The organism is Mesorhizobium sp. L-8-10 (assembly GCF_016756635.1).
In the GTDB taxonomy this organism is placed as follows: Bacteria; Pseudomonadota; Alphaproteobacteria; order Rhizobiales; family Rhizobiaceae.
Map to the genome: position 1 here is coordinate 3,772,075 of NZ_AP023263.1, position 18,917 is coordinate 3,790,991.

The 18,917-nt window shown below is 65.9% G+C and carries 15 protein-coding genes; 8 read left to right on the forward strand and 7 right to left on the reverse strand.

Translation table 11 applies throughout. The annotated features are described in order from the left end of the window. Positions 1-200: 200 nt before the first annotated feature. The gene (locus tag JN280_RS17515) at positions 201-791 is read right to left on the reverse strand and encodes a winged helix DNA-binding protein (RefSeq protein ID WP_202313886.1); all 591 of its coding nucleotides are present in this window, start codon (positions 789-791) and stop codon (positions 201-203) included. Positions 792-918: 127 nt separating this feature from the next. Between JN280_RS17515 and JN280_RS17520 the strand changes: the two genes are divergently transcribed. The 4 genes from JN280_RS17520 to JN280_RS17535 all read left to right on the forward strand — a co-directional run bounded on the left by JN280_RS17520 (position 919) and on the right by JN280_RS17535 (position 5,438). Beyond that, a complete protein-coding gene (locus JN280_RS17520; protein WP_202313887.1) occupies positions 919-2,043 on the forward strand; it encodes an LLM class flavin-dependent oxidoreductase in 1,125 nt (374 codons plus the stop codon). Between the two features lie 18 nt (positions 2,044-2,061). Continuing rightward, positions 2,062-2,583, forward strand: a complete 522-nt coding sequence (locus tag JN280_RS17525; protein ID WP_244743376.1) for a flavin reductase family protein — start codon at positions 2,062-2,064, stop codon at positions 2,581-2,583. A 418-nt stretch (positions 2,584-3,001) separates the two neighbouring features. Further along, positions 3,002-3,790: a cyclase family protein gene (locus tag JN280_RS17530; protein ID WP_202313888.1), complete on the forward strand. Its 789-nt coding sequence runs from the start codon at positions 3,002-3,004 to the stop codon at positions 3,788-3,790. Between the two features lie 67 nt (positions 3,791-3,857). Next, entirely contained in the window at positions 3,858-5,438 is a 1,581-nt protein-coding gene (locus JN280_RS17535) for a phytoene desaturase family protein (protein ID WP_202313889.1), read from the forward strand. Positions 5,439-5,802: 364 nt separating this feature from the next. On the opposite strand, the gene JN280_RS17540 is transcribed toward JN280_RS17535, so the two are convergent. After that, positions 5,803-7,377: a phytoene desaturase family protein gene (locus JN280_RS17540; protein ID WP_202314824.1), complete on the reverse strand. Its 1,575-nt coding sequence runs from the start codon at positions 7,375-7,377 to the stop codon at positions 5,803-5,805. A 299-nt stretch (positions 7,378-7,676) separates the two neighbouring features. Between JN280_RS17540 and JN280_RS17545 the strand changes: the two genes are divergently transcribed. Together JN280_RS17545 and JN280_RS17550 are read left to right on the forward strand one after the other, a co-directional pair. Beyond that, positions 7,677-8,144: a MarR family winged helix-turn-helix transcriptional regulator gene (locus JN280_RS17545; protein WP_244743556.1), complete on the forward strand. Its 468-nt coding sequence runs from the start codon at positions 7,677-7,679 to the stop codon at positions 8,142-8,144. A 237-nt stretch (positions 8,145-8,381) separates the two neighbouring features. After that, positions 8,382-9,542 carry an IS110 family transposase gene (locus JN280_RS17550; RefSeq protein WP_202313891.1) on the forward strand — a complete coding sequence of 387 codons (1,161 nt, stop codon included), beginning with the start codon at positions 8,382-8,384 and terminating at the stop codon, positions 9,540-9,542. Positions 9,543-9,773: 231 nt separating this feature from the next. Here JN280_RS17550 and JN280_RS17555 read toward each other — a convergent pair whose 3' ends face one another. The 4 genes from JN280_RS17555 to JN280_RS17570 form a co-directional block, all read right to left on the reverse strand. After that, positions 9,774-9,965, reverse strand: a complete 192-nt coding sequence (locus JN280_RS17555; protein ID WP_202313892.1) for a hypothetical protein — start codon at positions 9,963-9,965, stop codon at positions 9,774-9,776. A 194-nt stretch (positions 9,966-10,159) separates the two neighbouring features. Next, complete coding sequence (locus JN280_RS17560) at positions 10,160-11,110, reverse strand: IS110 family transposase (RefSeq protein WP_202304435.1); 951 nt, start codon at positions 11,108-11,110, stop codon at positions 10,160-10,162. Between the two features lie 265 nt (positions 11,111-11,375). Next, the gene (locus JN280_RS17565; RefSeq protein WP_244743378.1) at positions 11,376-12,920 is read right to left on the reverse strand and encodes an indolepyruvate oxidoreductase subunit beta family protein; all 1,545 of its coding nucleotides are present in this window, start codon (positions 12,918-12,920) and stop codon (positions 11,376-11,378) included. Between the two features lie 8 nt (positions 12,921-12,928). Next, positions 12,929-15,079, reverse strand: a complete 2,151-nt coding sequence (locus JN280_RS17570) for an indolepyruvate ferredoxin oxidoreductase subunit alpha (RefSeq protein ID WP_202313895.1) — start codon at positions 15,077-15,079, stop codon at positions 12,929-12,931. A 652-nt stretch (positions 15,080-15,731) separates the two neighbouring features. Between JN280_RS17570 and JN280_RS17575 the strand changes: the two genes are divergently transcribed. Then, positions 15,732-16,754 carry a succinylglutamate desuccinylase/aspartoacylase family protein gene (locus JN280_RS17575; RefSeq protein ID WP_202313897.1) on the forward strand — a complete coding sequence of 341 codons (1,023 nt, stop codon included), beginning with the start codon at positions 15,732-15,734 and terminating at the stop codon, positions 16,752-16,754. Continuing rightward, positions 16,751-17,692 (forward strand): threonine ammonia-lyase, encoded by a 942-nt coding sequence (locus JN280_RS17580; protein WP_202313899.1) that lies wholly within the window; start codon positions 16,751-16,753, stop codon positions 17,690-17,692. The genes JN280_RS17575 and JN280_RS17580 overlap by 4 nt, the downstream gene beginning before the upstream one ends. A 180-nt stretch (positions 17,693-17,872) precedes the next feature. On the opposite strand, the gene JN280_RS17585 is transcribed toward JN280_RS17580, so the two are convergent. Further along, positions 17,873-18,703, reverse strand: coding sequence for an alpha/beta hydrolase (locus tag JN280_RS17585; RefSeq protein ID WP_202313901.1), 831 nt, complete (start codon positions 18,701-18,703; stop codon positions 17,873-17,875). Positions 18,704-18,917: the final 214 nt, after the last annotated feature.

An 18,917-nucleotide genomic window follows, 5' to 3' on the forward strand; every position in this document is an offset into this window, starting at 1 on the left:
GCCGTCGGCCAAGCGCCGACAGAACCGCCGGCTGCCCGCCGATCTTGCGATGCTTCAATGTTAAAATGTTTTGCTCGGCTTTGCCAAGCGGCATTTATATGCAGACGAATGCTTTTTTCGTTGCGTCGACGACGATCGTGCCGAAGGTCGGTCGGGGGTGCCCTCGTTCGAAAGTCGACGCGACTACCTCATGCGTCGGATTACGGTTTCACCCTTTTGGCTGATGTCACCGCGCTGGACAGGCCGGGCAGGCGGCGATGCGTCGCGGCGTTGCGCGCCGCCTGGGCATAGATGCCGGTCATCAGCTCCAGCGTGCGTGCGGCGTCCTCCAGGCGCTGGGCGAGTTCCGGCACATGCCGGACAGCGTCGATCAGCAGCGCGGCGCGCACATCGGCATAGCGATCGGTGACGTCGCGTCCCAGATCGGTCACCTCGTAGGTCACGCCCGAACGACCGCTGCCGCTGCGCTCGACCATGCCGCCCTTTATGAGCTTGCGAAGGCTGTACTGGATATTCGGGATATCCTCGCGATTGGCCATGTAGGCGAGGTCCCGGATGCTCTTGGGCCGATCATTCATGCGGATGATGTGGAGCAGTGCGTTCTCCGGGCCGCTCGCCGCGAAGTCGACGACGGAGGCAAGGCATTCGGCCTGCCAGCGGCCGAAGGCCTCGAAGGAGCGCATCAACGCATATTCGAGTTCGGCAACGTCGATCTCCAGAGGGGTGCGCGCCAGGTGCCAGGTGCGATCGAGACTGCCGGGCGCTGCCTCCTGCTGGTTGCGTCTGGCCATATCGGTCTCCTCCGGCCGGTTCCGGGATTCATGCTCCGGCATATAGAGCCACATCTCCCCCTTGCGTCCACATGGATTTTTAAATAGACTTTCTATCATAAATTCCATCGTAAGGGAGGAGACCACGATGACCGCATCCCGCAACCGCATGTTCGACCGCGACACGTTCCTGCTCGGGACCTTCGCATCCAACTGCTCGGGCGGCATGACCGTGACCAAGGTGCCGGAGCGCTGGGACAATTCCTGGGCCAACAATCTGCGGCTGGCGCGGTTGCTCGACGATGCGGGTATCGATTTCATGCTGCCGATCGCGCGCTGGATCGGTTACGGCGGCGAGACCAATTTCCACGGCGGCGTCCTGGAAACCATGACCTGGGCGGCCGGCCTGCTGGCCAAGACACGCAACATCTGCGTGTTCGCGACGGTCCACACGGCCGCCAACCACCCCGTCGTGGTCGCCAAGCAGCTTGCGACGATCGACCAGATCAGCGACGGCCGCGTAGGCCTCAACATCGTGGCCGGCTGGAACAAGCCGGAATACGAAGCACTCGGCCTCACGCTGCCCGACGATCATGAGAGCCGCTACGGCTACGCCCAGGAATGGTTCGACATCGTCAGGGCGCTATGGAGCAGGGAGGAGGCCTTCGACTGGGACGGAACCTATTTCAAGCTGAAGAACGTGCTCGGGGATCCGCGCCCGTCCACGCTGCTGCCCATCCTCAATGCTGCCGGTTCCGACCAGGGGCGGAAGTTCGCCGTGCGCAACGCGGACTTCCTGTTCACGCCGGCCATCGACCTGGCGCGTTCGAAGGACGAGATTTCCGCACTCAAGCAGCAGGGCAAGGAAGCGGGCAGGGCGGTCGAGGTTCTCACCTTTTCGCATGTCGTGTGCCGTCCGACCGAGAAGGAGGCGCGCGACTATCTCGAACATTCCGGCAAGACCCATGCGGATTGGGAGGCGGTCGACAATCTGGTGCGGCTGCAGTTCGCCCATGCACATTCCTTCCCGCATGACCTGCTCGCGCTGATCCGCGACCGCATGGCGGCAGGCCATGGCGGCTTCCCGCTGACCGGCACCCCGGAGCAGGTCGCCGAAGGCATCATCTCCCTGCATGAGGCGGGCTTCCGCGGAACGACGCTGTCCTTCGTCGACTATGCCGAGGAGTTCCCTTATTTCCGCGACAACGTCCTGCCGATCCTGGAAGCCCGGGGGATCCGTCCAGCGCATCGCCCGGCCGAAGCGGCCGCCTGACGCAGAGGGGAGGTGATCATGTCGGAGCGCCTCATGCTGCGCGACCTGTCGACTAGCGAGGGCGCGGCGGCGTTCCGCGCCGCCATGCGCCTCCTCGTCGGCAATGTCAGCGTCATCACCGCCGGCGCCGGAAGGGACCGCTCCGGCCTGGTCGTCATCTCGATGGTGTCGCTTTCGGCGGATCCACCCAAGGTGATCGCCTGCGTCAACCGTTCGTCATCCACCTGGCCGCTGATCGAGCGCTTCGGGCATTTCGGCGTGAGTTCGCTCGGACCGCAGCACCAGCAGGTGGCGGAGCGCTTCTCGGGCTTCGGCGGCATCAAGGGCGCCGACCGCTACGAGGGCGCAGACTGGATCACGCTGGCGACGGGCGCTTCGCTGCTCGAGGATGCCGTCGCAGTGTTCGACTGCCGGCTCGACGAGATGATCGACCGCGGCTCGCATTCGATCGTGATCGGCTCTGTTGCCGCGGTGGGGACGAGGGATTCCGGCGGCGCGCTCACTTACTGGCGTGGCGGCTACCGGGCGCTCGCAGCCTGAGGCGGGGCGGCTTACCGGCTCGTTCCGGCGTTCCGGCCGGGACGGCGGATCGTGAGTGCCCGTCCGACACCGACACCGGCGTCGCCAGCGCCCAGGCGCGCCTTAGCCCGAACCGATTATATGCAATCGAAGATTATTCTCGCCTTCGCAGGCGCGATGCCGCAGAATGCGGTTTTCGGACGGGTACGCCGTTTCATGCTTGATAATATTTTAGGTCTAAACTAAACATTGCAGATCGATGCTCGGGACCGAGGAACAAGAGCGCGACGTGCAGCCGGCAAGCCTGATCCATCCGAAGACGTCGTCGAGTCCGCAGCCGCCGGACCGCGGCTTTTGGCCGTGCTCGCGCCCATTACCCGCAAACCCGGTTTCCTGAGGCCGAGGCGACTCGGCCCATCGTTTCAACAGGGGAAGAACCATGACTGCAACATCCGCGCTTTCGAACATCGCTTCAGCGCTGCTCTCCGGGCAGATTACCGTCGTCGACCTGTCGGCCCCGCTCGGTCCCGAAACGCCGCTGATCTATCTGCCGCCCCAGATCGGCAAGAACACCCCGCCGGTGAAGGTCCACAGCATCTCGCATTACGACCAGGACGGCCCGTTCTGGTCGTGGAACTGGCTCGAACTTGGCGAACATAGCGGCACGCATTTCGATGCGCCCGTCCACTGGATCACCGGCAAGGACTATGCCGACGGCACGACCGACACGATCCCGGTCAAGAATTTCGTCGCGCCCGTCAACGTCATCGATATCTCCCAGGAGACGGCCGCCAATCACGACTTCCTGCTGACGCCCGACCATGTGAAGGCCTGGGAGGCCAGGCACGGCCGTATCGAGCCGGGAAGCTGGGTGCTCCTGCGTTCCGACTGGTACAAGCGCAACGGCTCGACCGAGACCTTCCTCAATGCCGACGAGAACGGTCCGCACTCGCCCGGGCCGACCGCCGAAGCCATCGAATACATCATTGCCCAGGGCGCGATCGGCTGGGGCACCGAGACGGTCGGCACCGACGCCGGCTCGGCCGGGGGCATGAACCCGCCGTTCCCGGCGCACAATCTGATGCACAAGGCCAATCGCTACGGCCTCGCCTCGCTGGTCAATCTCGACAAGCTGCCGCCCAAGGGCGCGATCCTCATCGCGGCGCCGCTGAAGTTCGTCAACGGCACCGGTTCCCCGGTCCGCGCGCTGGCGCTGGTTCCGGCCTGAGAGCGCCGTTTCCGGCGGCGTCTGATCTGATGCCGCCGGCCTTCCCCGACAAAGCGGAGACACGGCCATGAGCGACGCCGACTATATCGTCGTGGGCAGCGGCATCAACGCGCTGGTCGCGGCGGCCATGCTCGGCCGAAAGGGACGCAAGGTGCTGGTGGTGGAGCGCAGCGACCGCGTCGGCGGCTGCCTGCGCACCGAGGAGATCACCCAGCCGGGCTTCGTCCACGACGTCATGGCGACGACGGTCGTGCTCTTCCTCCTGTCTCCGGCCTATGCCGCACTCGGCAGGGATCTGCACGCCCGCGGCCTCGAGATCGCAGGCACGGATACGCCGACGGCCGTTCTCATGCCGGACGGCCGGGCGGCGGTCTTCTCGACCGACAGGGCGCGCAACCTTGCCATGCTGGACGGGCTCGCGGCAGGCGAGGGCGCCCGCTTCGCCAAGGTCATGGATGGGATGGGCGCCAATGCGCCTTTCATCTTTTCCTTGCTCGGCGGTTCCTTGTGGTCGGGCGGCATGTTCAAGACCGTGCTCAAGGAGACGTGGCGACGCGGTCCGCGTGCACTTGCCTCGTTCTTCGGTGAGGCGCTCGAGACGGCGCGGGCGCATCTGGAAACAACCTATCGGTCCGAGGTGACCCAGGCGCTCTGGGCGCCGTGGGTCCTGCATACCGGTCTCGGCCCCGAGAGCGCCTATTCCGCCCAAATGGCCAAGGTGATTGCCTTCGCCGTGGAGGCGGCGGGCTGCCCGATCGTCAAGGGCGGTGTCCGCAACCTCGCCGGCGCCTTCGTCAGGCTGATCGAAGACCAGGGCGGCAGCGTCAGGACCGAGGCCGATGTCGAGGCGGTCACACTCGACGGCGCCGGCAGGGCCGACGGCGTGCGTCTCGCTGACGGAACGACCTTGAGCGCCGGCAAGGGTGTCATCTGCTCGGTGACGCCGAACCAGCTCTATGGCCGGCTGCTTGCCGGCAAACCGATGCCGTCCGAAGTGAGTGACGGCGTCGCCGCCTATCGCTACGGCAAGGGCGACATGCAGATCCACTATGCCCTGTCGCAGCCGCCACGGTGGAAGACATCAGGTCTCGACAAGGTTGCGCTGATCCATCTGACACCCGGCCTCGACGGCGTATCGCGCGCGGCCAACGAGGCCGAACGTTCCGTGCTACCGGCGGTGCCGACGATCTGCGTCGGCCAGCCGACGGCGCTCGATCCGAGCCGCGCGCCCGACGGCAAGGCGATCCTGTGGCTGCAACTGCCGGAAGCGCCGCGTCACCTGAAAGGCGATGCCGGCGGCACCATCGCGACGCCCGAGGACGGTCGCTGGGACGCGGCGACCCGCGAGGCCTTCGCCGACCGCATCGAGGCGATCCTGACAGATCACATCGAAGGTTTCCGCGAGACGGTGCTCGCGCGGCGCAGCTATTCACCGGCCGATCTCGAAGCGCTCAATGTCAATCTGGTCGGCGGCGATCCCTATGGCGGCTATTGCGGCCTCGACCAGTTCTTCATCTGGCGGCCGTTCAAGGGTTCGGTCAATCACGGCACCCACGTGCCCGGCCTCTATCACATCGGCGCCTCGACCCATCCCGGCCCCGGGCTCGGCGGCGGCTCGGGTTTCCTGCTGGGATCGGCGTTGAAGTAGGTCTGCCTCGTCCTGTTCTCGGGCTTGCGCGGTGCGCCATCGCCGACAACTCATCGGCATATTGCCGAGAGAACCCCTCAGCGTATTGCCGAGAGAGCCCCTCATCCGACCTCGCTTCGCGAGGCCAGCTTCTCCCACAAGGGGAGAAGGCAGGAGCCCGGTTTGACCGGCTCTGCAAATCGTCGACGGTTGCGATAGGCCGAGACCTTGCCGCAAGCGTTCCCTTCTCCCTCTGTGGGCCCCCTGTGGGAGAAGGTGGCCTCGCCCACGGGTCTTGCCTCCGGCAAGCCCGAGGACAGGCTCCGCGAGGTCGGATGAGGGGTGTCTTGGCGCAAACGATGAACGTCGCCACCTTTGCTCGTCCCTACTTCCCGCCGAGCCGGCGCCCGAGCATGAAGCCGGATCCCGCGCCCGTCCCGGCGCCGGGCCAGGTCGAGGCGCCGCAGAGATAGAGCTTCTCCACCGGGGTGCGGTAACGCGACCAGCCGGCGACGGGGCGGAACAGGAAATTCTGGTCGAGGCGGTGGCTGCCCGAAAGATTGTCTCCGCCGATGAGGTTCGGGTTCTCGCGCTCGAGGTCGAGCGGCGAGAACACGGAGCGCCCGAGGATGTGCGAGCGGATGCCGGGCGCATAGGTCTCGAGCAGGTCCAGAACCCGCTCGGCATAAGCGTCCTTGGCTTCGTCCCAGGTGCGGGCCGTGATGGTCCCCGCGGCGTCTCCGGTGATGTCGGCTGGAAGCACGCGCACCTGCACCCACAACACATGCTTGCCCTCGGGCGCGCGGCTAGGATCGGCGGCGGTGGGCTGGCCGACGACCAGCACCGGTTCGCGCGGCAACAGGCCCCCGGCCGCCTCGGCATAGGTTCTCGCCATCAGGCCCATGTCGGGCGCCAGATGCACATAGGCAAAGCGGTGGAGGTCGGGACCGGCCTTCCAGTCCGGCAGGCGGTCGAGCGCCAGATGGATCATCATGGTGCCGGGGCCGGCGCGGAAGCCCGCGATGCGGGCGTCGAAGGCAGCGCGTTTCGGGTCGCTTGGCAGGAGCTTGCCGAAGACCAGCTTCGGATGCGCATTGGCGATGACGGCCTTCCCGGCGCGGAGCACCTTGCCGTCCGACAGTCTCACGCCCGTGGCGCGGCCGCCGTCGGTCTCGATCCGGTCGACCGCCGTGCCAAGCAACAGTTCGCCGCCCTTGGCGCGGAGCAGGGCGGTCATGGAGCGGATGATGGTGTCGGCTCCGCCCTTGCCGATAACCATGCCGAAGGCTTGGCTCGCCATCGATTCCAGATAGGGAAAAAGCGCGCCGCCGGCCGTGTCGGGCGCAAAATCGAGGTGGAGCCCCCATGCCGCCATCATCGCCTTAAGCCTGTCGCTTTCGAAATGGGCGTCGAGGAAGTCGCGCGGCGTGGAAAGAAGCATGCGGCCGATGTCGAGGAGGCCGCTCGTGCCCATGGCGCGCCATGCCTTCCAGACCGTCCGCGCGGTCTGCGGCGACGGCATCTCGGCGCCGAGCAAGCCGAAGAGATGGGGCGCCTGCGCTCCGAAATCGGCGACCATTCGACGCCACGCATCGGCATCCCGAGGTGAGATCGCCGAGATCCGCGAGGCTGTCTCGTCGAGCGAGGCGCTGACGCCCAGCCAGCTTCCGTCCGGAAATGCCGAGCAGAAGGCGTCGGGTGCCGGCACGAGTTCGAGGCCGTGGGCGATCAACTCGTCCTTCCAGGCGGCAAAGAAGGCGGACCCGGCAAACATCGACAGGTTCATGGCGCACAGATCGTGGCGGAAGCCCGGTAGGGTCACTTCGCGGGTCTTGACGGCGCCGCCCGGCTCGGCCGCCTGTTCGACCACGGCCACCTTCCAGCCGCGCGCGGCAAGATGGATGGCGGCGGCAAGACCATTGTGCCCCGCGCCTATGACGATCGCGTCATGCATTGTCAGCTCCTGCCTGATCTCGGATACATATTCCTGAATGCATAGATCGTGTCCAGCCGGTGCCCTCGATTTTGGCCGATCGCAGTACGGTGACGACCGATACTGCTGCATTCGGATTGATTCTTTTCTCGCTTTCGTTGCTAGCACCGCGCGCTGCGGGCTCGTCCTGGAAAGCTTGCAGGAGCATGGAAGCATCTGCTACCTCTGTGGCGAAGTCTCCGGCACGTGATGTCGGACGGCAAGATTCTCTGGAGGCTGGCTTGAGCGCCGATGACACGCAGTCGAAAAAGGCGTCGCGTTGGGCGGTGGCTGCCGGAGACGGTTTGCCGAGCCTCGGCGAGATCGGGCTCAACCAGTTCGCGCCCTACCTCCTGAACAGGGTCACGGCACGGTGGAACGCCAATGTCTCGGATGATCTGAAATCCTTCGAGATGACCACGACGAATATGCGCGTGCTGGCGGTGCTGTCGGTCATGCCGACCCTCACCATCAACGAATTGTCGGTCTATGCCGTCACCGAGCAGTCGACGACCAGCCGCACGCTGGATGCGATGGAGGAGCAGGGCTGGGTGCGCCGCCAGCCGCGCTCCGACGACATGCGCATCCGCGACGTCTCGATCACCGAGGAGGGCAGGGCAGCGCTGGCAAGGATCTGGCCATCGATCTACGACCGCTTCGAACAGCTCTTCGACGGTATCGACGAAGAGGACTACACGCGCTTCGTGGCGACGCTTCATCGCATGCTGCAGAATGTGCGCAAGCACGAGCTGTGAGGGCAGGTGTGGCCGGCTGGAATTCCCCTGCTTGCTCATACGTTGGGTCCGGCGAGAGAGCCACTTCGCTGGCCGCATCCAAGTCGCTGCCTCCGAAGAACCCCTCATCCGACCTCGCCCTGCGGGCGAGGCCACCTTCTCCCACAAGGGCCCACAAGATGTTATGAGGGCGTGGATGGCGGCGTGATCTTGCAGCAGGATTGGTTTTTCCACCCACGCAACATGGGGAGATGACCAATGTCGCATGACCAACCGAGTGTCGTATCGACGACCGCCACCCGTAGCCATCATGGTGCAATCCTGGCCTCTTTGGAACTGAGCACGTCGCGATGGCTGGTCACCTCGCTGCTGCCGGGCACCGAGAAGCTGTCCAGGCACACGCTTCGAGCGGGCGATGCGGACCAGCTTCTGGGGCTTTTTGCCCGGCTGCGCGGCAAGGCCGAGCGGCGGCTGGGCGGCCCGGTCGAGATCATCACCATCCAGGAAGCCGGTTTGGACGGTTTCTGGCTGCATCGGCTGCTGGAGCGCGCCGGCATCAGGAGCCACGTCGTCGATGCCGCTTCGATCCCGGTACCGCGGCGCGGCCGGCGCGCCAAGAGCGACAAGCTCGACGGTGAGAGCCTGTGGCGTACCTTGGCGGCGTGGTTGCGGGGCGAACCCCGCGTCTGTTCGATGGTGCGGCCACCGAGCCCCGAACAAGAGGACCAGCGCCGGCTGGGACGCGAGTACGATACGCTGACGCGCGAGAGGACCCGTCAGAGCAACCGCATTCGTGGCCTGCTCGCGGCGCAGGGCATCCGCGGCTACAACCCGCTGCTGCGCAATCGCCGCGCTGCGCTGGCGAAGCTGACCACCGGTGACGGCCGCCCTCTGGGCGCGCAACTCGTGAGGGAGCTCATGCGCGCGCTCGATCGCATCGAGCTCCTCATGGCGCAACTCGCCCAGATCAAAGCCGAGCGCCGCCAGCTGCTCAAGGGCGCGGCGGCCGACCCGGTTGCCGCCCAGTTGAGCACCCTCAAAGGCATCGGTCCCTCCAGCGCCACCACGCTGGCGCTGGAGGCGTTCTTCCGCAGCTTCGACAACCGACGCCAGCTCGCCGCCTTTGCCGGCCTTGCCGCAACGCCATGGCGCAGCGGCAAGGTCGAGCATGAGCAAGGCATCTCGAAGGCCGGCAACAAGCGCATCCGCAGAACCATGATCGAGATCGCCTGGCTGTGGCTGCGTCATCAGTGCCGATCCGCCTTGAGCCAATGGTTCTTCACCCGCTGCGCCGAAGGCACGCACGGCAAGCGAAACCGCTGCGTCTTCATCGTCGCCCTGGCGCGCAAGCTGATCGTCGCGATCTGGCGCTTCGTCAGCTTCGGCGAAATCCCCGAGGGCGCCATGCTGAAGGCCTGAAGGGAGCAACGACTGCCATATCGACCAGGCCTGATCAGCCCGCGTCGATGCTGGTGGACGAGGCCCGCTTCTCCCCTTGGCTGCAACATGCCGCTCACAAGATGGGAGCTTCGTCTGCCGAACCCCGTGCCTCGCGCATGCAAGATCTTGGTACCGCCCGAACGCGGCGCATGGCGCAATGCCCGGGCGGCCGTATGTGAGGTTCTGAGGGCGCGCCCACACCAGGTCCCCTCAGCCGCCCGAGGCAAAGGTGGTCCGGGCCAGCGATACGGCCTCCACTCCGCCACGCCGCAGTGTGGCGCCGTGCTCGACCAGCGCAAGACCAAGCCGCTCCGCGGCGGCTTGCAGCCGGTCCTGCGCCGATCTGCGCGCGGCGCTCCAGCCAACCGAAGGCGGAACGACGCCGGGGCTGCTCCGTGCCAAGCAATGCGTCGCCAAATCAACCCCTTGACCTCCATGGCCCCCATGTGAGGGGAGAAGGGAACGCCCGCAGCAAGGTCTCGGCCAATCGCCAACGCTGGTGATTTGCAGAGCCGGCTAAGCCAGGCTCCAGCCTTCTCCCCTTGTGGGAGAAGGTGGCCTCGCCCGCAGGGCGAGGTCGGATGAGCAACCATGATTCAGGCGCTGGCATTTTGAGGGTTCCACGGCGTTCCTCTGGCGAGGACAGCGTTGGCCATGTGGACCAGCTTTCTGGCGCAAGCGACGATCGCCTGTTTGTAGGTCTTGCCCGCGTCGACCAGGCGTTTCCTGAAGGCCACGAGGATCGGGTTCCAGTGGTTGGCGGCCGAGAAGGCCGCCATGTAGACGGCCTTGCGCAGCCGCCGGCGTCCACCCGCGATGCGGCGCTGTCCGGCATGGGTTCCACTGTCGTGGTCGAAGGGGGCCACGCCGACGAGCGCCGCCGCCTCGGCTCGGCTCAAGCGGCCGAGTTCAGGCATGCGCACGACGAAGACCAGGGCGGTGATCTCGCCCAGGCCGGGGATGCTCAGCAGCAGGGCGAACCGCTTGGCCAGATCGGCATGGGCCTTCACCTTTGCAATGAGCTTGGCGAGCTCCTTGGACTTGCGCTTGCTCAACCGCCGGATCTCGGCCTCGAGGTAGCGCCGATGCGCCGGATCGCTGAAGCGGTCACGCCGGGTCTCGTGCCGGGCAATGTCGTCGGTGAGGGCGTCGATCAGCGTCATGTGCTCCTGAAAGGCCGCCAGCCGCGGATCGGCCGCCGCGCCGCCGCTGCCCAGCGCCGCCGTGGCGGCGAGGATCAGATGGGCATCGATCGCATCATTCTTGGCACGGCGACCGCGAAAGATGCGATAGCCGTGGACCTGACGCGGATCGAAGACCTTGACCGCGAAGCCCACCACTTCGAGCGCCGCTCTGACGGCGGCTTCGTAGTTGCCGCTCGCCTCCATGCCGACCCGTTCGACCCCGGCCGCCGTCAGCCGCGCCGCCAGCCGGCGGTGGCCGGCGGCGTCGTTGGTCTCCACAAAACGCTGCCCGTCGAAAACGGCAACGTCGAGCTTGGCCTTGGAGACATCCACACCGGCGCATTTCATGCTAGTATCGTTCATCTTCGTCGACCCAACCTTGCGTTAATGCGAACCAGGGTGTTCAAGCAACCATCCGGGTCCGATGAAGAAAGTCGACTGCGATCACGCTCATCCTCAGCCAGCAACGGCTCAGGGGTTTCCGATCCGACAATCGACCGGCTCTGCAGGGGTGGCCACCCCTGCAGAGCCAACTCCTCATCCATAGCAGGATTTCCTCATACAAGGGGTACCTCTGCGATGGACGCACGCTAGCCCCGGGGATGAACAGGTGCCCCAACCGTCCGGCCTAAAGCGTCTCCACCGTCCTGATCGCGCCGTCCAGCGCCTTGCCTTCCTCGTCGAGCAGTGCCGCTTGGCGCAGGCGCTTCAACCACTCGGCGCCGTCGCTCCTTTCGCGCAGCGCCGGCACCATGCCCATGACGCGGTCGAATTTCGACTGGCCGCGGGCGTGGGTGTCCGAATAGCCTTTCACCAGCCTGCGGCAGCCGACGACCTCGACGGCGAGATCGTAGTTCGTCGGAAGCACGGCTTCGGCTGTGCCGAGCCAGGCATCCATGTGTTCCATCTCGCGGGCATGGCGCATCAGCCGGCGGCGGAACCGCCGCATCCCGGCGAGCGTGTAGAGCATCGCGAACCAGCCGATGGTGCCGGTGCGCACGCGCCTTCCCTTATTGATCCGGCGGTCGAGTGCCGCGAAGAGACGCGGCCGGCTTTCGATGAAGCGGGCCAGCCCGACCGGCAGCGTGCCGACGACCTCTTCCATGCGCGGGTGCATATATTCCGTCGTATAGACGAGCTGCTGGTCCGTGGCCGCGATCTCCCGGCGCACGCGATCGAAGCGTGACGCCCTGGTCTTCAGGTCGGCGACACGAATGACGTCGTCATAAGCCATCGCGCCGGCGACATATTTCGCCGCGGCGAGCGTGAAGGCGAGGCCGCGGCTCTCGCCGCCGGCGGCGCGGTCGAGCCGGAGCAGCCGTTCCATGCGGTCGAGATATTCGCTCCCATAGGCGGGATCCTGGAAATCGACCACCCGCTTCAGGCCGGCATAAAGCATCGGACGCAGCGGCTCGGGAAAGGCATGGATCCGTGCGAGCAGCGCATCGAGCCCGACGTCGCCCACCGATCGCGGCGGCTCCGGCAGGTCCTTGCGTGGAGTGCGCTGCACCGGATCGGACTTGCCGCCCTGCGCGCGCTTCAGAGCCGCGTCGAAGGTGCGAAGGCTCGCCTCGACGCCCTTGCCGCCCGCCTTGATCGCGGCTTCGAATGCAGCGCGCCCGAAAGGCAGGACGCCGGCGCCGCACAGGGCGCCGAACATCGCCGATGAGATCACGCTGCCGTTCTCTTCGGCAAGCTGCTGCATATCGAAGACGATGCTGCGGCGGGCCGCAACGCCTGAGGCCTCGACTACGGTTTCGGGATCGCCGGTGCCGTCACCCGGCTTCTCCTTCTCGCCGACGGCATAGGAACGGTGGGTCGAGGCGATCAGCGTCGTGCGGTCGGGCGTGACCAGCCCGCGCATCATGGAGCGGCCGGCTTCCATGAATTCGGCCGCCAGTACGATGTCGACATCGCCCGGGGTCGGCATCAGCGACAGCACGGGCAAGTGGCCGTCACGCGGCCGCATCATCTCGACATAGTAGATCGTGGCTCCGGTTCGCTGGGCGACGCCCGGTACCGATGTCGACTGCGCCACCCAGCCTTCGTTCTCCGCGAGCGCCACGATCCAGTCGGCGAGCACGCCGCCGCCCTGGCCGCCCATGGCGAGGATCGCGACCGCGATCGGCTTGTCGGCGTTGAGCGCCTTCTTGATCTCTGCAATCTGGTTCACGGCCGAACTCACGCGAAAACGGTGCGGCGGCGATCGCGCCGGCGTTGCAGGAAGCCGATCAGGGCGCCTCGCATCCGGGCCAGGAAACGATCCCATCCGGTCGGGTTGTAGACGATGTCGGCGCGGTAGAAGGAGGGGCAAAGGACCGCCGCCTCCGAGACCTCGCCGCAATTGCCGCAGCCGACGCAGGTGTTGTCGATCGCCGCCACGGGGTCGTCCTTCAACGGGTCGGTGGTGTGTTTGACCGAAAGCGACGGGCAGCCCGAAAGCCGGATGCAGGCGTGATCGCCGGTACATACGTCCTCGTCGACGCCGAAGCGTTCGCGCACCATGCGCTTGCCGTCCTTGACCGATTTGGAGAATTGCGGCTTCACGCGGCGCTGCTTGTTCAGCATGCATTCGGACGAGGCGATGATGACCTTGGGGCCTTCCTCCTTGGAAGTGAGCGCTTCCTTGAGCGTGTCGCGCATCTTGGCGACGTCATAGGTGCGGTCGATCTCGCGCACCCATTTGGCGCCGACGCCTTTTACCGCCCTGGAGATGGGGTTGTTGGTCGATCGCTCGGGATTGTCGGCGCGCGAGGACAGGATGTCCTGGCCGCCCGTCGCCGAGGAGTAGAAATTGTCGACGACCATGATGACGCCGTCATGCTTGTTGTAGACGGCATTGCCGACCGAACTCGACAGGCCGTTGTGCCAGAAGCCGCCGTCGCCCATGATCGAGATGGGCTTCTTGCCCGCCTTGACGTTGAAGGCGGAAGCCGAGGCAGGGCCGAGGCCGTAGCCCATCGTCGAGCCGCCGATGTTGAAGGGCGGCAGGATCGAAAAGAGATGGCAGCCGATATCGGCGGAGATGTGGTGCTGGCCGAGTTCCTTTTCGACGAGCTTCATCGCTGCGAAGATCGGCCGCTCCGGGCAGCCGGTGCAGAAGCCGGCCGGCCGCGCCGGCACCACGTCGCCGAGCGCCTTGACCTTGGGGTCGGCGAGCACTGGATCGGCCGAGGGCAGGGGTGGGCGGTTACCGAGCAAGCCGGCCTGGTGCGTCACCAGGAAGGATTCGATGCCTTTCATCAGAACCGCGGCCGTGTAGTCGCCGCCCATCGGCAGCACGTCCTTGCCGGAGACGGCAGCGTGGACGTCGCGGCGGCGCAGGATGGTGTTGACCGCCTGCTCGAGATAGTCGGGGTGACCTTCCTCGACCATCAGCACGGCTTTTTTGCCGGCCGAAAAGGCCGCCACCTCGTCGTCGATCAGCGGATAGGTGACGTTCAGCACATAGAGCGGCACGGCCGAGACGCCATAGGCGTCCGCCAGACCCAGGAACTGCAGCGCGCGGATCACGGTGTTGTACATGCCGCCCTGGAGGATGATGCCGACATCGCCGTCCTGCGGTCCGAAATGCTCGTTGAGCTTGCGCTGCTTGATGAAATCGATCGCCGCCGGCCGGCGTTTTTCTATCTTCTCCTTGTCGTGGCCGAAGGAGGCGGGCGGCAGCACGATGCGATTGACGTCGCGCACCGGATTCTCCAGCGCCTCGGCGATGGTGAAATCCGGTCGCCTGTTCGCCTTGGCGACGAACTGGCCGTGGACGTGGCAGGCGCGGATGCGCACTTCGAGCATCACGGGCGTGTTGGACGCCTCGGACAGTTCGAAACCGTCCTCGACGGCCTTGACGATGGATTCCAGGTTGGGGCGGGGGTCGAGCAGCCAGATCTGCGACTTCATGGCGAAAGCGTGGCTGCGCTCCTGCGGGATCGACGAGCCCTCGCCGAAATCCTCGCCCAGGATGATCAGCGCACCGCCCTTGACGCCGCTGGAGGCGAGATTGGTCAGCGCGTCGCAGGCGACATTGGTTCCCGCCGTGGATTTCCAGGTCACCGCGCCACGCAGCGGATAGTTGATCGAGGCAGCCAGCATGGCCGCGGCGGCTGCTTCCGAGGCCGAGCTTTCGAAATGGACCCCGAGATCGTCGAGCACGTCCTTGGCGTCGGCCAGAACATCCATCAGATGCGAGATCGGCGATCCCTGATAGCCCCCGACATAGGAGACGCCGGATTGAAGCAGCGCCTTGGTGATGGCCAGGATGCCCTCGCCGCGAAAGATCTCGCCTTCGCCCAGCTTGAGGTCCTCGACCTCCCTGGCAAAAGAACGTTCGGCCATGCTTCTCCTCCCGCCGCTTGCGACCGTGCTGGCGCAGGTGTCTCGAAATTTGCAAAAGCATATAACTGTTCCGCAGTGGAGTAAAGGCGGGATGCGCGGGGACAGTGGGTCGAGAGCGTTCGGTCATTCTCCTGCATGCGTCGCGCAGACCCCTCATCCGACCGCGCTTCGCGCGGCCACCTTCTCCCACAAGGGGAGAAGGCAGGTGCCTGGCTTCGGCGTCCCCCGTAAATCATCGACGCTGGCGATTGGCGCAAGCGCCGCGGCAGCGCTCCCTTCTCCCCTTGTGGGAGAAGGTGGCCGCGCGAAGCGCGGTCGGATGAGGGGTGAGCGTCGACCTTGCCGATCGTCAGCCGCTCTCGAATTGCAGGCCAAAGAATATTCCAACGCATATTTATGCCGATCCTGGCGCGGAACGTGAAATCCCCGGCAGATCGCAATCCTGCGCCGTCGGCCAAGTTCCTCCACCGCTCCGCCCCAGGCAGGCTTGACGACAAAGGGGCCGCATCAGCTATTGAAGGGCGTATTCTCACGCGAAAAGCAGTGTTTCGATGACGCAAAGGACGAAGGAGCGACGCCCGACGCTCGCCGACGTCGCCAAGCGCGCCGGGGGCCGCTGCCGACCTTTTTCCTCTTTCCGATGACCGAGACCATGGCTCGCAAATCCACCGCCCATACATCAATAGATTTCGACCGGCCCGGCAAGCAGGTCGGCTTCATCGACATCCCGCATTCGCCGCATGAGGATGCCTGGGGCGCGACTCGCATCCCTCTTGCGGTGATCGCAAACGGCAGCGGGCCGACCGTCATCCTGCAGGGCGGAAACCACGGCGACGAATATGAAGGGCCGATCACGCTCGGCGAGATGATCCGCGAGCTCGATCCCGGGAAGGTCAGCGGGCGCATCATCGTCCTGCCGGCGGTCAATATTCCCGCGGTGCTCGCCGGGCGGCGGACCTCGCCCGTGGACGGGCTCAATCTCAACCGGACCTTCCCGGGAGATCCTGGCGGCACCATCACCCAACAGATATCGGCCTATGTCAGCGACGTGATCTTTCCGCTCGGCGACGCATTCGTCGATCTGCACTCGGGCGGCTCGTCTCTCAACATCCTGCCGAGCGCCATCGTCGAGCCGGCGCCGGACCCGGAGCATCGCAGGCGCAACATCGCCGCGGTGCTCGCTTTCGGCGCTCCGCTGACGGTGGTGATCGACAATCTGGGGGAGCCGCGCACCTCGACTGCCACAGCCGTACGCGCGGGGCTCACCACGGTCGGCACCGAAATGGCGGGGGCGGGCACCGTTTCGATCGACGCGCTCGGGATATGCAGGCGCGGCGTGCGCAACGTGCTCGGCCATTTCGGGGTGCTGGCGCCTCCGGTCCATGCCGGCGGGCAGGCGCCCGGCTCGCAAGGAATCCTCAAGATCCCGGGACGGGACGGTTATGTGCTCGCCGGCTGCGATGGCGTCTTCGAACCCTTCCACCCGCTCGGGACCAACGTCCGGGCGGGCGAGCCGGCCGGGCGCATCCACAATCTCGGCGATCCGGCGCGCGCCCCCGAAGTGTTGGAATACGCCTGCGATGGAATCGTCTATGGTCGCCGCCAGCCCGGCCGGGTCGTAAGCGGCAATTGCTGCGTGACGGTGGCCGCGCCTTATGAAGGAGATATCGCGTGATCGGCATCGAGGACGTCAGGGCGGCGGCGGAGCGCATCAATGGCCATGTGAGGCGGACGCCCATGATGGACGCGACGGCGTTGATGTCGCCGCTCGGCGACGCCAACGCGGCCTTGAAACTCGAACTGCTGCAGGTCACCGGCTCGTTCAAGGCGCGTGGTGCGACCAACCGGTTGCTCTCACTCGCCAAGGACGATCTCGCCAAGGGCATCGTCACCGCCTCGGGCGGCAATCACGGTCTCGCCACGGCGCGCGCCGGATGGATGGCCGGCGTGCCGGCGACGATCTTCCTGCCCACCAACGCCACGCCGGCCAAGATCGAGAAGCTCAAGGCCTGGGGAGCCGATGTCAGGATCGTCGGTTCGGCCTGGCACGAATCCAATGTCGCCGCGCTCGGCTTCGCCGAGAGGACTGGTGCCGCATACTTCCATCCTTTCGCCGACCCTCAAGTCGTGGCGGGGCAGGGGACGGTCGGAATGGAGATCCTCGACCAGATGCCCGATGTCGACGTTATCCTGGTCGCCATGGGCGGCGGCGGGCTGGCGAGCGGCGTCGCCACGGCGGTCAAGGCGCTGAAGCCCGCGACAAGGGTGATCGGCATCGAGGCGGAAGGCTGCCCGGTGCTGCTGCGCGCGATCGAAGCCGGCGAGAACATCGGTCTCGACAAGATCACCACCTCGGTGGCGACCATGGCCTGCGCCAAGTCCGACGACGCGATCTTCGAGATCGTGCGCGACCGCGTCGACGGGATCGTCCTGGTCGACGATGTGGAGATGAGGAAAGCCGCGGCCTGGCTCTGGTTCGAGATGGGGCTCGCCGCCGATCTCAGCGGAGCGGCGGCGATCGCCGCGTTGCGCGAGGGGCGGGTGGCGGTCAAGCCGGGCGAACGGGTCTGCGCGATCGTCTGCGGGGCAGGGCCCGACGCGATCCTCGGGTGATGTCCGCTTCGCGGAGCTTTCTCCCCCCTTGAGGGGGAGATGGCTGCGAAGCAGCCAGAGGGGGTGGCTGCGGCCGTGCGCGACGTAAAAAACTCTCCTTGCGCTTAAAGGAGAGAACCCCACCCGGCCGCTTCGCGTCCACCCTCCCCTCAAGAGGGAGGGGAAACCTTGGCGCCTTCCTCAATCCCCCAGCAGGCAGTGCGTCAGCGGATGCGCGGCGTCGGCGAGGCCGTCGATGATGCTGAAGTGATGGCGGTCAGGCTCGATCACCGCGGCGGTCGATGCACCAAGCCCGGTCCAGACATTGGCGAGCAGCGCGTTCTGGCGGATGAACTCGGCGCGCTCGCCGCCGCCCACCCAGCAGGTGATGCGGGCATTGTCCATCGGCCGCAGCAGCGCCGGGCTTTCGGTCAGCGCTTCGGCCTCGTCGATGCGCAGATCCCCGTTCATCGCGGTGCGCATGATCGGGCGCAGGTCGTGAACGCCCGATATGGAAACGACATGCCGGATGCGCGCTTGCACGGGCGCGGCGATCGGCGAGGTCGCACTGATCATACGGCTGACCAGATGGCCGCCGGCGGAGTGGCCGGTCAGCATCAGCGGACCGTTGATCATGGCGGCGGCCGCGCCGATCGCGGCGGCGACCTCGCTTACGATGCCTGAGATGCGGATATCAGGGCAGAGCGTGTAGGACGGCATGGCGACCGCGTAGCCATGTGCCAGCGGGCCTGCCGCCAGATGCGACCAGAAGCTCTTGTCGAGCCGCAGCCAGTAGCCGCCATGGACGAAGACGACTAGGCCTTTCGTTTCGGTCTCCGGCAGGAAGAGGTCGAAACGATTGCGCTCGCCGCTGCCATAGGCGAGGTCCAGCCTGGCGCGGCCAGCCGAAGCGAGTTCTTCCCGGAAGGCGCGTGCGGGCTCGACCCAGGCGGCCGGCCAGCGCTCGCCGCCGGCGATATGGGCGCCGTTCGTATAGGCGTCGTCCCAGTCCTCGATCCGGCGACAGATCATCGGCAATCCCTCCCCAAAGCATGTTTCCCGAAAGTGGGCACCGGTTTCGGGAAGAAAGACATAGTGCCTCTATCCGGCTGCAACTGGCGCGCGCCCGACATGAATGTCAATCTCGCACAGAAACTTTATGCTTGAAATAGTTTTCGGCAGATGCGATCCATTCGTAGGCTCAGTCGAGAAGGGAGGTCTCGCCGTGACGATGGCCGCATGTTTC